Source organism: Bacillus spizizenii TU-B-10 (genome assembly GCF_000227465.1).
GTDB classification, from domain to species: Bacteria; Bacillota; Bacilli; order Bacillales; family Bacillaceae; genus Bacillus; species Bacillus spizizenii.
In genome coordinates this window covers 1,012,682-1,027,517 of the sequence record NC_016047.1, presented here as the reverse complement: position 1 = coordinate 1,027,517, position 14,836 = coordinate 1,012,682, and the positions used below count along the sequence as shown (strand labels likewise).

The 14,836-nt window shown below is 46.7% G+C and carries 14 protein-coding genes; 3 read left to right on the top strand and 11 right to left on the bottom strand.

From position 1 onward, the window contains the following. Positions 1-12: 12 nt before the first annotated feature. Positions 13-1,569, top strand: a complete 1,557-nt coding sequence (locus tag GYO_RS26920; protein ID WP_014113094.1) for an MFS transporter — start codon at positions 13-15, stop codon at positions 1,567-1,569. Here GYO_RS26920 and bstA read toward each other — a convergent pair. From bstA to estB, 3 genes are all read right to left on the bottom strand, one after another. Continuing rightward, the gene (gene bstA / locus GYO_RS26915; RefSeq protein ID WP_014113093.1) at positions 1,535-2,101 is read right to left on the bottom strand and encodes a bacillithiol transferase BstA; all 567 of its coding nucleotides are present in this window, start codon (positions 2,099-2,101) and stop codon (positions 1,535-1,537) included. The genes GYO_RS26920 and bstA overlap by 35 nt on opposite strands. A gap of 134 nt (positions 2,102-2,235) precedes the next feature. Then, complete coding sequence (locus GYO_RS26910; RefSeq protein WP_014113091.1) at positions 2,236-3,324, bottom strand: acyltransferase family protein; 1,089 nt, start codon at positions 3,322-3,324, stop codon at positions 2,236-2,238. Between the two features lie 218 nt (positions 3,325-3,542). After that, positions 3,543-4,175 carry an esterase EstB gene (estB, locus tag GYO_RS26905; RefSeq protein ID WP_014113090.1) on the bottom strand — a complete coding sequence of 211 codons (633 nt, stop codon included), beginning with the start codon at positions 4,173-4,175 and terminating at the stop codon, positions 3,543-3,545. A gap of 290 nt (positions 4,176-4,465) precedes the next feature. On the opposite strand from estB, the gene padR reads away from it, so the two are divergent. Together padR and GYO_RS26895 are read left to right on the top strand one after the other, a co-directional pair. Next, positions 4,466-5,014, top strand: a complete 549-nt coding sequence (gene padR, locus GYO_RS26900; RefSeq protein ID WP_014113089.1) for a transcriptional regulator PadR — start codon at positions 4,466-4,468, stop codon at positions 5,012-5,014. Positions 5,015-5,063: 49 nt separating this feature from the next. Further along, positions 5,064-5,663: a GNAT family N-acetyltransferase gene (locus tag GYO_RS26895; protein WP_014113088.1), complete on the top strand. Its 600-nt coding sequence runs from the start codon at positions 5,064-5,066 to the stop codon at positions 5,661-5,663. A 35-nt stretch (positions 5,664-5,698) separates the two neighbouring features. Here the strand turns inward: GYO_RS26895 and lnrN are convergent, their stop codons facing one another. The 8 genes from lnrN to GYO_RS26855 form a co-directional block, all read right to left on the bottom strand. Next, a complete protein-coding gene (gene lnrN, locus GYO_RS26890; protein WP_014113087.1) occupies positions 5,699-6,850 on the bottom strand; it encodes a linearmycin resistance permease LnrN in 1,152 nt (383 codons plus the stop codon). 14 nt (positions 6,851-6,864) lie between these two features. Next, positions 6,865-8,055, bottom strand: a complete 1,191-nt coding sequence (gene lnrM / locus GYO_RS26885; RefSeq protein ID WP_014113086.1) for a linearmycin resistance permease LnrM — start codon at positions 8,053-8,055, stop codon at positions 6,865-6,867. Positions 8,056-8,067: 12 nt separating this feature from the next. Beyond that, positions 8,068-9,003: a linearmycin resistance ATP-binding protein LnrL gene (lnrL, locus tag GYO_RS26880; RefSeq protein ID WP_014113085.1), complete on the bottom strand. Its 936-nt coding sequence runs from the start codon at positions 9,001-9,003 to the stop codon at positions 8,068-8,070. A 143-nt stretch (positions 9,004-9,146) separates the two neighbouring features. After that, positions 9,147-9,809 (bottom strand): two-component system response regulator LnrK, encoded by a 663-nt coding sequence (gene lnrK, locus GYO_RS26875; RefSeq protein WP_014113083.1) that lies wholly within the window; start codon positions 9,807-9,809, stop codon positions 9,147-9,149. Then, positions 9,806-11,008, bottom strand: coding sequence for a two-component system sensor histidine kinase LnrJ (gene lnrJ, locus GYO_RS26870; RefSeq protein ID WP_041521144.1), 1,203 nt, complete (start codon positions 11,006-11,008; stop codon positions 9,806-9,808). The genes lnrK and lnrJ overlap by 4 nt, the downstream gene beginning before the upstream one ends. 123 nt (positions 11,009-11,131) lie before the next feature. Then, positions 11,132-12,313, bottom strand: coding sequence for a Gfo/Idh/MocA family protein (locus tag GYO_RS26865; protein WP_080010061.1), 1,182 nt, complete (start codon positions 12,311-12,313; stop codon positions 11,132-11,134). A gap of 9 nt (positions 12,314-12,322) precedes the next feature. Beyond that, positions 12,323-13,264 carry a sugar phosphate isomerase/epimerase family protein gene (locus GYO_RS26860; protein WP_014113080.1) on the bottom strand — a complete coding sequence of 314 codons (942 nt, stop codon included), beginning with the start codon at positions 13,262-13,264 and terminating at the stop codon, positions 12,323-12,325. A gap of 27 nt (positions 13,265-13,291) precedes the next feature. Then, entirely contained in the window at positions 13,292-14,740 is a 1,449-nt protein-coding gene (locus tag GYO_RS26855; RefSeq protein WP_014113079.1) for a sugar porter family MFS transporter, read from the bottom strand. Positions 14,741-14,836 lie beyond the last annotated feature (96 nt).

Below are 14,836 nucleotides of genomic sequence, written 5' to 3'. Positions count from 1 at the left end.
GGGTTGATGAATATGTCTGAAGCATTGACAGAGCAGAAAAGCCAAAAGTGGGCGATCAGCCTGTTTACGATTGGTGTGTTTATGGCTGCGCTGGATAACGGAATTATTTCTGCTGCTTTAACAACGATAAACGAGTCGTTTGCCGTTTCTCCTTCCTGGGGATCATGGGGCATTACCCTTTATACGCTTGGCCTTAGCGTCAGTGTGCCGATCGTCGGAAAGCTTTCCGATCGCTACGGCAGAAAGAAACTTTTCCTGATTGAGGTTTGCCTGTTCGGACTTGGTTCTTTGCTTGTTGCTTTGAGCCAAAGCTTCCCGCTCTTTCTGATCTCACGGCTGATTCAGGCGCTTGGGGGCGGCGGGATTTTCATTATCGGCAGCTCTCACATTCTCGCTACCCTTCCAAAGGAAAAACAGGGAAAAGCACTCGGGCTGCTTGGCGCGATGAACGGGATGGCCGCTGTGCTCGGACCGAATATCGGAAGCTTTCTCCTTGATTGGACCGGTTCTTGGCATTGGCTGTTTTTAATTAATTTGCCGATTGCGGTATTATTGGTTGTTTTCGGTGTATATTTTATTGCGGAAACAAAAGCGCCTGAAGCTAAGCGCCTCGATACGGCCGGAATCTTCCTTCTGTCCCTGTCGATTTTAGCTGTGATGTACGGCATGACGAATCTTGACGGGGCAAATCTTTTAAACAGCTTGGGAAATCCGGAGGTTTATGGGTGTATTGTTTTTGGCATTCTCTGTTTTGCAGCGCTTATCTCGTTTGAAAAGAGGGTTGAAATGCGCGGGGGCGATCCGATTTTGGCGTATTCTCTGCTGCGGAATCACATGTTTCAGCGCACGCTTATCATCGGTTTGTTATCCGGGGGACTCTTGGCGGCGGTCATTTTTATCCCGTCATATGTTGAGCAGTATTTGGATGTCCCTGCCGCAAAAGCAGGCTATTGGATGACACCGCTTGCGTTAGCTTCCGGCATCGGCGCTTGGCTTGGCGGAGCGCTCACCGACAAAAAAGGGCCGGTGAAAACCGTTGTTCTTTCGGGAATCATTTCATGTGCGGGATTTGCTTTATTTCCGCTCTGGGTGACGGAGAAATGGGAGTTTGTGATCGCAAGTGTGGTAGCTGGGATCGGTTTTGGCTTTCTGTTAGGCGCGCCGCTGAACGTCCTTGTATCAGAGGCGGCTAAAACCAATAAGGGCACAGCGCTCGGCACGCTTTCATTGGTAAGGCAAATTGGCCTGACCTTGGCGCCTACTCTTTATGCAGGCTTTATCACAGCCGGGTTTAATCAAATAGGTGATGAGATCAGCAGCCGCTTATCGGACAGCGGACATTCAGAAAAGGCGATGCAAATGATTCCGGAGATCGACAATTCTAATGTTTCTTCTTTACAAGAACAAATCGAACGCATTCCCGTGCCTGAAGTCAAAACCGCGATAAGCGATGCCATTCATGCTAGTGTTGCCAGCGGCTATGATCATTTATATGCGGCGGCTGCTGTGATTTCTCTGCTGGTGATTGCAGCAATCAGTCTTCCGGCTTTCCGTCGGCAAAAGCGTTAAGACCACCCATCCGTTTGGAAAGCTCCGTAATATGAGCGATATGGTGATGTGAGTGCCAGACATACAGCCCTAGCGCGTTTTCTAGGGTCATGATCTCCTTTGTATCGGGATGGTAAAATCCGCGCTGAAATTGCTGATCCGTCAGAGTGCGGAGAAGAGCCGTCCATCGCCCATGAAGCTCCTGTAAAAGCGCGAGTGAACCGCTCGGCTCCGCTGTTTTGGAGTCTTTAAGCTCCGACCATGCTTTTTCATCATACGGACGGATGGCCGGTGTCTCTTCTGTCAAGCTTAATTTAAAACGGATATAGCCATTCATATGACTGTCAGCCAGATGGTGAACAACTTGCCGAACGGTCCATCCCCCGTCTCGGTACGGTGTGTCCAGCTGGCTGTCCGTCATGCCTTCTACAGCTTGCATCAGTTTGGCAGGCACTTTTTCAAGCGCTTGAATCCATTCATCTTTTTGCTCTTTCGATATGGATTCCCTCGGCTTGTATTCTCCTATTGGGTAGCTTAGGTTATCTGTTACCATGCATGTTCCCCCTTCTTTTCAATCTTCTCCTTTATTTTACAAGAAAAAGATTGTGCGTGCTGTATGATTTAATCAGTTCTACAGTAAAAAAACATACAACAAGCGGCAGGAGCCTCTCTCCTGCCGCTTGTTTTTCACCCTGCGTGATCACGCACTTCGACTGTTACCTTCTTCTGCTTTGGCTGATAGATCTTCCCTACAAATAAATAACCGTATTTGAACTTATTCAGCGCCCATGAGGTGAGGATCGGGCCGACTGTGCACACGGCAAACAACAGGAGAACAGCCGGTACGGCAGGTATTTCGGGCATATTTAAAAGCAACACGTAGCCTATGATCATAAAATAAGCATGGAGCAGATAAATCGAAAAGGAATAGTTGCTGATAAACATCATGATTTTCGGCACTTGCTTTATTTTAGAAAACAAGTGAAAGCACAGGAAAATCATGCTTGTTGAATACAGCATGATATCAGGCCGTTTTGAACTGATCATGCCGATTTCGCCGACATAAGAAACAGCGACAACGAGCGCACCAGAAGCAATTGCGGCGCCATATACCGCCCAGCGGTGTTGGTTCAGCAGCGCTAAAAAGCGCTTGTACTCTTTTCCGCAATAGTAGGCAAGACAAAAGTAGAAAAGCCAGCCTGCGAACGGAACCCAGAAGAACGGAAACGACCCGCCCTCTTCAGAAGCAGGAGCCGGACTGACTGCTGAGAAATAGCTTAAATAAGCAGCTGTCACCACAAATGAGATGGACAGCACCCATTTGGGCGATGCTTTTTTTAGATACTCATGAAATATCATATGCAGAATGTAAAATTGAAAGATGACGAGAATGAAGTATCCGATAAAGTTTCCTAAGAATACGTTCGCCAGGTACTTTTGCACAAACGCAAGAAAGGTTATCTCTCCCCCCATCGCACTGGTCATCAGTAGCGCATCGATAGCCGCGATAAATAAAAAAGGAACGAAAATCACTTTCCCCCGCTTCTTCAAAAAACCGTCCGGCACCCCGTCAGGATAAGACCGGGCCAGTAAAAATTCAGAGATGAAAATAAAAGCGGGCGTGCTGAACATCAGGAGTGTGCGAAAAGAATCAACAGTGTGAGAAATATCTGCAAGAGCTTCTGCCTGAAGCATCAGGACCATTGAAATGATATGGAGCAAGACGACACTTAAGCACGAAATGCAGCGGATCATAAAAATTTCTTTAATTTGCATAGCAGCGCTCCTTTTATTTCAAATTTTTAGAAATCGATGGTTGTACCTTAACATGTCTGCTTTATTTAAAAAAGTGCCTGATGTCATAAATTGGAGTATGTATTATTGACTAAGTCCATAAAAGCCTCTGACTTTTTGGCGTATCTTTCTCAGACGAGATTGCTAGATAAATGCAAAAAACCTGCTGTAACGGTGACTGCAGGTTTTTTATGGAGATATTAATTTGTATTAAGGCCCCCGCCATTCAGCCCTTCTTTGATATAGCCGTTCACTAGACTATTTGAAAGCAAGCCAATATGGCCGATGCCATAAAGCTGGATGTTACGCGCTCCTTGTAATCGAGACAAGCTATTGATTACAATTTCATCATTTAGGCTGTAAATAGATGTATAGAGGATCTTTTGAGTAGGATCCGTACCCGGCAACGCCGTTGAAGATACTAAACCATTAGCCCCTCCAAGTGTTACGACATTTTGAATCTTATTGCCCCCGCCTAAATATTTAATATAGTACAGCGTGTTAGCGCCTCCCATACTATGAGCCACAATATCTACTTTTTTGGCTCCCGTTTCTTTTAAAACGCGGTCAACATATGAAGCAAGCTGCGGGCCGTTATTTAGGTTGTTTCCTGTTTTATCATAAAAATCAATTGCATACAGTTTGTTGCTTTGCCAGCCTTGAGAAATTAAGTAGTTTTTAATAGCGAAAAAGTTGTATGAGGCACCACTTATTCCATGAACAAGAACGACAGGATTATGTACTGATTCCGCTTTTGCGCTTGACGGCGAAGTGGCTAGAACTGATAGAATCAGCGATAAACAGATAGCGAATGTCATAAATATTTTTTTCACATTCATTCCCCCTTAAAATGTTTATACCATCAATTTCCTATTATACATAAAACATCAATATAGTTAATATTTTTTCTGAAAATTAAATTTAAAAATCTTATTTTTATATGATCAATAGAGATGAATCTGCTGCCTTCTGAAATCATTACATACCGTTTATCTTAATTTCACAAGTAGACCGGTTGTGTTCCCTTTCTCCCTTTTCTATAATAAGGGGAATAGGCAGTTAGGATCACAGATGGGCACTTGCTCATCTTTTTTGCGAAACAGCCATAGACACGGAGGATAGCATGAGAGTATTAAAATACGCTATATTAGGGCTTTTGCGAAAAGGCGAATTGAGCGGATATGATATTACAAGTTATTTTAAAGAGGAGCTCGGCCAATTTTGGAGTGCCAAGCACAGCCAGATTTATCCTGAGCTCAAAAAACTGACCGATGAAGGGTTTATCACGTTCCGGACAACAATTCAAGGCACAAAGCTGGAGAAAAAGATGTACACCCTGACAGACAGCGGAAAGCAGGAGCTGCATGACTGGCTGATCCGCCACCAGCCGATACCGGAGACGGTGAAGGATGAATTTATGCTGAAGGCTTATTTCATTTCTTGTCTATCGCGGCAGGAGGCTTCTGATTTGTTCACAGACCAACTGCTGAAACGCAAGGCCAAGCTGTCTGATCTGCAGGGAAGCTATGAAAAGCTTATGGCTTCAGCGGAGCCGATGTCGTTTTCTTCACCGGACTTCGGCCACTATCTCGTGCTGACGAAAGCGCTGGAGCGGGAGAAAAATTACGTTTCTTGGCTTGAATCGATTTTAACTATGATAGATAAGGGTTAACCAGGAGCGGCCTTCAGGCTGCTCCAATACTTAATGTGGGGGACGAACGATGAATGTGACATTGCACGAATTAACAGGGGAACTGATTCGAGTGGTGCCGATGGACAAAAGCCATATTCAAGGTTTATATGAAGCTGCAAATGATGAAAACATCTGGGCCCATTTACCGAAAACGATCACAACGCTGCATGGTATGGAGGCTTTTGTTGAGGAAGCGCTGCAAACGAAAGAGTCCGGAGCAGAATTTCCATTCGTGATTATTCAGCGTGAAACTGGCAAAATCGTCGGAACGACGCGATTTCTGTATATGTCGTCCGCTGCAAGGAGCCTTGAGATCGGCTGGACATGGTTTCACCCATCGGTGTGGGGCACCTCGGTCAACACTGAATGCAAATATTTGCTGTTACAATACTGCTTTGAACACCTGAACACGATTCGGGTGCAGTTCAAAACAGATGAGCGGAATATCAGATCGCAAAAGGCGATTGAACGGCTGGGAGCAGTTAAAGAAGGCATATTGAGAAACCAAATGATCAGAAAAGACGGAACATTTCGCAATTCAGTATTTTTCAGCATCATCGACAGCGACTGGCCTTCCGTGAAACAGCATTTGGAACAGAGACTGAAGCTTGCAGAAAAAGCAAAATGATTGCAAAAAACATCTGCCCCGAAGGCAGATGTTTTTTAGGCGCGGAGCGCTTTCAGCCCCACTGTGAAGGTAATTGCTACGAAAACAAGCAAGATGCCGCAGATCCCGAGAATATCTGTGACGTGGGCACCGTTAGCCATAATCTCAGTCAGCCCGCTCATCGCCCACTTTTGCGGAAGAAATTCAGCGATGGACTGCATAAATTTCGGTTCAATGTCTATCGGCCAATACATTCCGCTTACCATACACGTTGCGATGACGAACAAGTTGCCAAACGCAAGCTGCTGTTCCGGCGTTCTGACATTGGCCGCAATCACCAATCCAATGCCGACAACGGTCAGCAGAAAAAACGATACTAACACAATAACTGCAGCAGGGTTGCCCCAGTTGATGCCAAACAGCCAATGGGATGCAAGAAGCAAGATGCCAAATTGAATCCAGCCAATGACAAAGAAGGACAGCACATACCCTGCACCGATTTCCATTCGGCTGACAGGGGCTGTAAGCAATCTGGACCAGACGCCGTTTTTTCTTGCTTCTAAAATCGTTCCCGCTGCCCCCATCATTGTCAACATGACAAACAGGATGGAAAAGCCTGCTGCTCTTGAGGCTGTGTCACTTGCGCCTTCTTTTTTATCGCTGAGTGCCTTCTGTTTTACGACTGGTGCTGCATCTTCATGATCTTTGGCAATAACTGTTTTATAAGCTGCCTTCCAGTTCTCCCCCGCTGCCTGAGCCACCGTTTTCGCCGCGGAAACCTGAATATTGAGCTTTGCCAATGTGCTTTCCGCATACTGTTTGGCCATAGGCGCTTCCGACAGCTCCGGGCCGTGACGGAAGATCAGCTCAGGATTTTTTCCTTTTTCGAGCTGTGCCTGGAACGAGTGAGAAATGACGATGATCCCAGCTATTTTCTTTTGCTTCAGCTTTTCTGACGCTTTGCTTTCAGACATGTTTTCGAATGTGTACATACCATCGTGTGCCTTCAGCTGCCGAATATAATGCTGTGAGAGAATCGTGTCGTCCTGATCAACGATTGCAAGGCGCAGCTTGTCATCATTACTGCCGAGCATACTCCCAAATACAAAGGTCAGCAAAAGCGGGGCAGCAAACATCATCAAATAATTCTGCCGCTTCTTGAAAATGAGAGAAAGCTCAATGCCGCAAATGGCTATGATTTTTTTCACCTTGGTGTACCTCCTTATCTTGTATGAAGCCGTCTGATACCAAGCATGAGTGAACAAAGGCCGATCGCGGCAAAAAGAAGCACAGGCTTTTGAAGGTCAGCCCAGCCTCCCCCTTCCATTAAAGAAAGAAAGCCGTCAAGCGCCCATCGATTCGGCACCGCTTTGGATACAGACTGTAAGAAGTCCGGAAATTGGTACAGCGGCAGCATGGACCCGCCGAGAACCGCAAGCAATTGAATGCCAAAGCCGCCTATCGCATCTGCAGATTTCATATCGCTGATGCACGATGCAAGCAGCATTGCAATACCTGATACAGCTGCAGCGTAAGCAAGCCCGAGTACACTTACAAACAGCAGATTGCCGCCCCAGTCCACACCAAATACATTGATCGTGACAATCAGAAATATGAAAAATTGTATGATGGCAAACAGATAGGTTCCGAGCCATTTTCCGAAGAGAATGGCGTATTTTTGCGCAGGCGTCATCAGCATTCTGGCAAGCGTTTCCGTCTCCTTTTCCTGTAAAAATGATTTCGCCCCGACTGTCATATGAAACAGCATGAACATGCAAAGCATTGCTGCCGAATAGTATTGGAAGCTGGTCACGGCCTTGCTGCCGACTGATTTTTCCGTAATAGTAAGTTTGTCACCCGTTTCTTTTTCAAGTGTCTTTACCAGCTTTTCGGCAAAATGTGAAGGATCAAGTTTTCCTTGTTTTACAGCTGCCGTTTTGCTGATGTAGTCCATTGAGGCTGAAGCGGCTTCTTTTACCGCTTTATATTGGTCTATGAAAGATGCGGCGGCTGTTTCGATGATGGAGCTTTTTAATGTTTGATCAGGATCCGCATAAACAAAAGCTGAAGTTTTGCCGGCTTCCCATTGATTCGGAATGACGATACCGACATCAATTTTCTTTTCATCAAGCAGCTTCTTTATCTCGTCTTCGCTGCTGGCTTGTGTGACCTTTATCGACTTCATTTTTTTGAGCACATCTGTTTTAAACATGTTTACTGCTTCTGACTGGTCTGATTGGACATAGCCGACTCTGATGTCATCAACCTGGCTGCCACCGTCAACAACCGATCCAAGCGCCGCCCCTAAAATACAGGTCAGGATCAGCGGCATTAAGATAAGCATCATAAACCCTTTTCTGTCCGTGATTCTGATTTTGACATCTTTCCATGCGATCCATATGCTTTTTTTCATAGCGATACCTCCTTAATCCCGCAAAGTGCGCCCGGTCAAATTCAGAAACAAGCGCTCCAAATTTGGTTCCTGCACCTGAAGAGACAGCAGGTTTGTATGATGGGCAGCGGCCTCCGCAAGCAAATTGGTAACGACTTTTTCATGATGAGCCGCAGAAATGTCAATTTTGAGTTCTGACTCATGTACTGTCACATCATTCACATGGGCCAGGGAACGGATTGCAAAAAGAAACGCTTCATCGATCCCGCTGACAGTGAGCTGAATGATGGTATCGCCTCCAAGGCGGCTGCACAAATCGGTTTTTGTGCCGATCGCAATCATTTCTCCCTGATCAATAATGCCAATCCGGTCGCATAAATACTCGACCTCTTCCATGTAATGACTCGTATAGATCACCGTCATGCCGGTTTCATTGAGCTGTTTCACCGTTTCTAAAATATGATTTCTCGATTGAGGATCAATACCGACAGTCGGTTCATCCATGATCAGAAGCTCAGGCTTGTGCATTAAGGCAGCACCGATGTTGATTCTCCGTTTCATTCCGCCTGAGAACGTTTCAATTTTATCTTTGGCCCGCTCAGTCAGGCCGACATATTCAAGGACCTCTGCCGATCTTTTTTTGGCATCGCCGTGCGTCAGTCCGTACATTTTCCCCCAAAACATAAGATTCTCATGAGCCGTCAGCGTCGGATATAAAGCAATTTCCTGTGGGACAACGCCGATTTTTTGTTTCGCTTTGGCCGTTTCTTTTCCGATGACATAGCCGCCCACTGTGATGTTCCCGCTGTCATGCGGCACGAGGCCGGAAATCATCGAGATGGTTGTGGACTTTCCCGCACCGTTTGGCCCAAGCAGCCCGAACGACTCCCCCTTTTGCAGGGAAAAAGAAATGCCTTTCACAATTGTTTTTTTCCCGTATGCCTTTTTGATGTTTTCTGCTTGCAGCACGTCGTTTCACTCCTTTTTTAATCCCATTGCCATTGTAGATAAAAGAAGGGCGTGCGGCATGTAGCGCCAGATAGAATGTAAGGCATGAAAAAAAGGCCTGTAAAAGGCCTTTTCAGACAAACGCTTATGCTGAATGTCATATGTCAAAAGTCAGATACACCATATCTGACCGAATAGATGGCGGCTTGGGTTCTGTCTCTAACAGACAGTTTGCTGATAATGTTAGAAACGTGATTTTTCACTGTGCCTTCTGTAATGAACAGCTTCTCAGCAATTTCTTTATTATTCAGCCCGTAGCCAAGCTCAGCGAGAACTTCCATTTCGCGTTCGGTCAGGTCGAGAAGCTCCTTAGGTTTTTCTTTCTCGTTTATTCCTTTCAGCTGTTTTTCACGCTTCCATTCATTCAGCATTTGAGCAGTCAGTTCCGGAGGAAGCACCATTCCGCCAGATTGTACAGTCATCACCGCTTTTACAATCGTATCGGCTGACATGTCCTTCAGCAGGTACCCGCTCGCTCCTTCTTCAAGCGCTTCTGCAATCAGCTCTGAATCCTTGAAGGTTGTCAGCATCAAAACCTTTACGCCGGGCAGCGAGCTTGTGATTAATTTTGTTCCCTCCACCCCGTTGGAAACCGGCATGCGGATGTCCATTAACACGATATCCGGTTCTAGCTCTTTCGCCTTTTCGAAGGCTTCCTGTCCGTTTCGCGCCGTGGCGATGACATCGAGCTCATCTCGGAGCTGGAGCAAGGACGCCAGCCCTTCTCTGACGATATCCTGATCGTCGGTAATGATGATCTTAATCATGATAAACTCTCCTTTTGCTGCGCGGGCCCGAAGCTCCATTTTTTATTGACCAGTGAAAATTCCGCGATTACTGTAAATCCTTGATTCCGTTCGCTCTCAAAGCGAATCATTCCGCCATGCTCTGCCGCCCGCTTTTTCATGTTCAAAAGGCCAAAGCCGAGTGCTGCCTCGGGATTTCCTTTTCCGTCATCCTTAATGACAAGGCTGATTCTGTCCGTTGTGCAGGCAAGCTGTATCGAACAGACTGTGGCGCCGCCGTGCCGTTTGGCATTGGTCAATGCTTCCTGCACCGTTCTGACCAGAGTCGGATGAAGAGACAGCGGGATCATCGCCGGATCGCCGCTGACCGCAAATTCGGTTGTGACTCCTGCATTTTTATAAAAGTCTTCTGTCAGCTGTTTCAGTGAATCGATTAACGAATGATCGTTTTCCGTTTGCAGGGTGCGTACTGATAAGCGGACAGCATCAAGCGCTTCACGGGCAAGCGTTTCACATACCCCGACAGTCTTCTCCGCTTTTTGGCTGTCTCTTTTTTGCCATTCACGCAGAAGCTGCAGCTGGACGAGGAGCGCCGTCATTTTGTGTCCTACTGTATCATGGATTTCTCTTGCCATTCTGTTCCGCTCATGAATGGCAGTCAGCTCTTCAACCTGCTTCGCATATAAATGCAGCTCCTGGTGTGCAGCAGACAGCGCTAGATGGGACTCCGTCAGTTCCTGAAACTGCTGTTTTGCCGTTTCCTGCGCATCCAAAAGCTTGCGGATTAATTTGCCGACGACTCCGCAAAAGACAACGAATGTCATGCTGATACAATGATCCATAACATATTCATCGCCGAACATACGATATGTGCGGATTAGCACAATCAGCCACATCATAAAACAAAAACACAGGACAGACCATACTGTTTTTCGGTCAAATCCCTTCAGAAAAAAGGTAACTGCAACCGGGCTGAGCAATGTGATATATAAACCTGTACCCGGAAACATAAAACCGAACGAAAAGCCAACTGCAATATCAATCAGACAAAACAAAATGCCATATTTCTCTACTCTTAATAAGAGATGATTTGCTAAGAACACACCTGCACCACCAGCGATGAACAAATACTCAAACCAACGGTCATCTTTTACAAGAAAAAAGTAAACCGAACAGCTTACCATTAGGGTGAATATCCTAGTAAATATAAGAGCCTTCACACTCATCACTCCCGTTCCCCAATTCCCTTCTTATCATACCTGCCTCAGGTCATTTTTGACAGGAGTTTCTGGAAAATAAAAACCGCATATGAACTTAATGTCATATGCGGCGCTTTCGTTTATTTATTTGAATTCAACCCATACTGATCCTTGGTCTGCTGAACGCACGCAATTCTCAATCCAGCGGATTCCCTCGATTCCTGCATCAATGTCAGGATACACCAAGTTGTTCAAGGTTTCTTGATCTTCGCGGTTTTTCGCATCAATCGCAACGGCAAACTTAAGATAAATATTGGCCCACGCGTCTGACAGCCCTTCGCTGTGTAAGGCGCCCAGACGTTCATCAGCACTGCACGCACCGTCTAAATACGGCATGCCGCGAACGAGTGTCTGAATCGGCTCTCCCTGCACTTCATACGTTAGTTCGTTTGGCTTGCTGTCCCACCATTCGATGCTTGCTTTTGAGCCGACAATCCGGATTCTATGGCCATCCATACACCCGGCATTGATTGATGATGTCCACATCGTTCCGACCGCTCCGTTTTCATAATGCATGAGCACATGTGCGTTGTCCTCCAGCGGCGCGCGGCTGCCGACGAAGCTCTGGCGGTCACACAGCAGTTCTTTGATTTTCATCTGCGGCATAATGAGCTGCGACATATAATACGTGTGGGTAGATAAATCGCCCAGCACAAAGCTTGGCCCGGCGATCGCAGGGTCGACACGCCATTTCTGTGCAGCGCTTATGTTCTCGCCCTCATCTGCTGCACAAAAACCGTGTGTATACTGTAAGTCAACCACACGAATATCGCCGACCTTGCCCTGCTCAATCATCGCACGCATTTGAAGGAGCATTTGATTGCCGGAAAAACCGTATGTCACGCCGACAATTTTCCCTTTTTTCTCTGCGAGCGCTTTGATTTCATAGCCCTCTTCTGAAGTGAAGAACAGCGGTTTTTCACAAATGACATGCAGATCTGCTTCAAGCGCTGCCTTACAGATCTCATAATGAGTGCCGTTCGGAGTGGCAATCGATACAACCTCTATGCCATCCTCTCTTTTCGCTTCCTCCGCAAACATTGTTTGATAGTCGGGATAACAGCGTTCCTCATCCACTCCGAGGTTCACCCCGAAGTCTTTTCCTCTTTCGGCATCGATATCAAAGGCGCCTGCGGTTAATTGAAAGGCAGTATTGTCTCTCAGCGCTCCAATACGATGTTTATATCCAACCTGGCTGAGCCGCCCGCCGCCTACCATTGCCCAGCGCAGCGGTTTTGAAATGATTCTTTCTCCATTTAGCATCAGAAAAACCTCCTATTGGCTGATGGTTTGTTTTAAAGCTTCTATCGATGTGCGGATGCCCGCTTCCGGTGACATCGTTAAGTCCTCCATTTCTAAGGAAACCTCACCGTCATACCCCATCATTTTTACGACTGAAAAAAATTCCTTCCACCACTGTAAATCCTGTCCGCAGCCGACAGCTACATAATTCCATGCCCGGTTTGCAGGATCTGTCACTTCTTTTGTTTCTAACAGCCCGTTAACCGCAGCTAAATGTCTTTCAATTCTGACATCTTTTCCGTGAACATGGTGAATGGCTTCTCCGAGCTCCCTTGCCGCGATGATCGGGTCTGCGCCCATCCATAATAAATGGCTCGGGTCAAGATTCAAACCGACCATCCGGCCGACTGCATTTCTGAGCCGAAAGAGAGTCTCAGGATTATAGACTAATTGAGAGCTGAAATTTTCAAGCGCGATTTTTTCAACACCGCAGGCTTCCGCTTTTTGGACAAGCTCCTTCCAATACGGAATCGCAACATCTTCCCATTGATAGTTGAGGATATCTTTTAAAACGGGAGGCCAGCTCACTGTGTATGTGATCCAGTTCGGCACTTTGTCGTCCGGGCCGCCGGCTGGCAGGCCGCTCATCATGATCACTTTTTTGACGCCTAATAATCCAGCCAGCTCCAGCGTTTTGTCCGTTACTTCTCTGTGCAATTTGCCCAGTTCGCCTGGATCCAAAGGATTCCCCGAGCAGTTTAAAGCGCAAAGTGTCATATTCCGCTTTTCCAGCGCTGCTGAAAACTCTTCTCTTTTGTGGCTGCTTTGCAGCAGTTCATCAAGATTCAAGTGAGGCGCAGGCGACCAGCCTCCGGTTGTCATTTCAAGCGTATCAATGCCAAGCTCCGCGGCAAAATCGAGCATTTCTTCAAAAGGCAAATGTCCTACGCTGTCTGTTACATAAGATAGTTTCATTGATAGATTCCTCCTGGTATCTGCAGATTACGATAAGTGAGTTGTTTGATTTTGGATTTCCTGATCAGCGCGGCGGCCATACTGGCGAAAGGAATGCTCAAGCTGTTCAAGTGACCGCCCTTTTGTCTCAGGCACATATTTTTTCACAAATAGAATCGCTAGGATATTCATAGCGACAAAGATAAAAAATGTCGCCGACATCCCAATATGATTGAGCAAAATGGGAAAGGTGAATCCAATGAGAAAGTTAGCTGTCCACAAGCAGAAGGTGCTGATCCCCATGCCAAGCCCCCGCACATGCATAGGAAAGATTTCCGAGAGCATCAGCCACGTCACCGTAGAAATGGCAGCCTGCTGAAACGCAAGAAACAAAACGGTCAAACTCAGCACAACATACGGCAGGGCGGGTGTTCCTTCAAGGACAATGGATAAAATCCCGATCAGCAGAAGGGCTGTCATCGTGCCAATCTGTCCTATTATCAGCATGGGCCGGCGGCGGACTTTGCCGAGAAGCCATATCCCAAAAATGACCGCAATAACTGAAATAACACCGTTTGCAATATTGCCAATTAATGCAGCTTCTGTTTGAAAACCGGCTTCTCTCAGAATTTCTGTCCCATAGTACATGATCGAATTGACACCGGTAATTTGCTGTACGATGGCGATTCCAATCCCAATCAATAGAATGCGCCTGATCCACGGCTCTTGAAAATCATGAAAGCCGGCCTTTTTTGCTGTGCCCTCAATCGCATGTTTGATTTCTTTTATTTCCTGCTGTGCCCGGCTGTCTTCACGGATTTGCCGAAGCACCCGCAGGGCGTCACCCATTCTGCCTTTAGCCGCCAGCCAACGCGGGCTTTCAGGCACGATGAGCATTCCGAACCATAACACAACAGCCGGAAGTGTCGCGATGACCAGCATATACCGCCATACATTTGCGCTCTCCCCCATTGTGCTACCGATAATGGCGTTAAAGGTGTATGCCAGAAGCTGGCCAATTACGATCATCAGTTCATTTTGTGTCACGATTCGTCCCCTGTGTTCTGCCGGCGAAATTTCCGCTAAAAAGGTTGGAACCGTTACAGAAGCGCAGCCAACCGCCAGTCCAAGCAGAAAACGAAAGGCAATCATCACGGACGCGTTTGGTGAAAAGGTACAGCCAAGTGTGGCTGCGATGAAGAGTAAGGCTAAATAAAGGATCGTTTTTCGGCGGCCGTGCCGATCGGACAGACGTCCTCCAAACATCGCCCCGAAGGCTGCCCCGAGAAGCAGGGAACTCGCAATCAGTCCTTCTGTAACAGGTGTAAGATTGAGTTGACCTACAGTTGCCATAAAAGGAAGTGCCCCATTAATGACACCCGTATCATAACCGAACAACAGGCCGCCGAATGTAGATACCAATGTAATCGTTCGTAAAAGCCCTTTATGAGCTAAGCTTTCTTTTTCTTTTACAGCCTCTTTCTTTTTTGTACTCACGGCTTTCTTCCCCTTCTTTCAAGAATGGCAGAGCACCTGACACCAAGCATAAGCCAATGTATCCCTCCTTCAGCAACACACATTTTTGTAACCGCT

Excerpts from the sequence above, each read along its gene's own strand:
- GYO_RS26910 (WP_014113091.1), bottom strand. The coding sequence starts at position 3,324 with ATGCAAATTAAAGAAATTTTTATGATCCGCTGCATTTCGTGCTTAAGT.
- GYO_RS26920 (WP_014113094.1), top strand. The coding sequence starts at position 13 with ATGTCTGAAGCATTGACAGAGCAGAAAAGCCAAAAGTGGGCGATCAGC.
- lnrK (WP_014113083.1), bottom strand. The coding sequence starts at position 9,809 with ATGATTAAGATCATCATTACCGACGATCAGGATATCGTCAGAGAAGGG.
- bstA (WP_014113093.1), bottom strand. The coding sequence starts at position 2,101 with ATGGTAACAGATAACCTAAGCTACCCAATAGGAGAATACAAGCCGAGG.
- padR (WP_014113089.1), top strand. The coding sequence starts at position 4,466 with ATGAGAGTATTAAAATACGCTATATTAGGGCTTTTGCGAAAAGGCGAA.
- lnrM (WP_014113086.1), bottom strand. The coding sequence starts at position 8,055 with ATGAAAAAAAGCATATGGATCGCATGGAAAGATGTCAAAATCAGAATC.
- GYO_RS26895 (WP_014113088.1), top strand. The coding sequence starts at position 5,064 with ATGAATGTGACATTGCACGAATTAACAGGGGAACTGATTCGAGTGGTG.
- GYO_RS26860 (WP_014113080.1), bottom strand. The coding sequence starts at position 13,264 with ATGAAACTATCTTATGTAACAGACAGCGTAGGACATTTGCCTTTTGAA.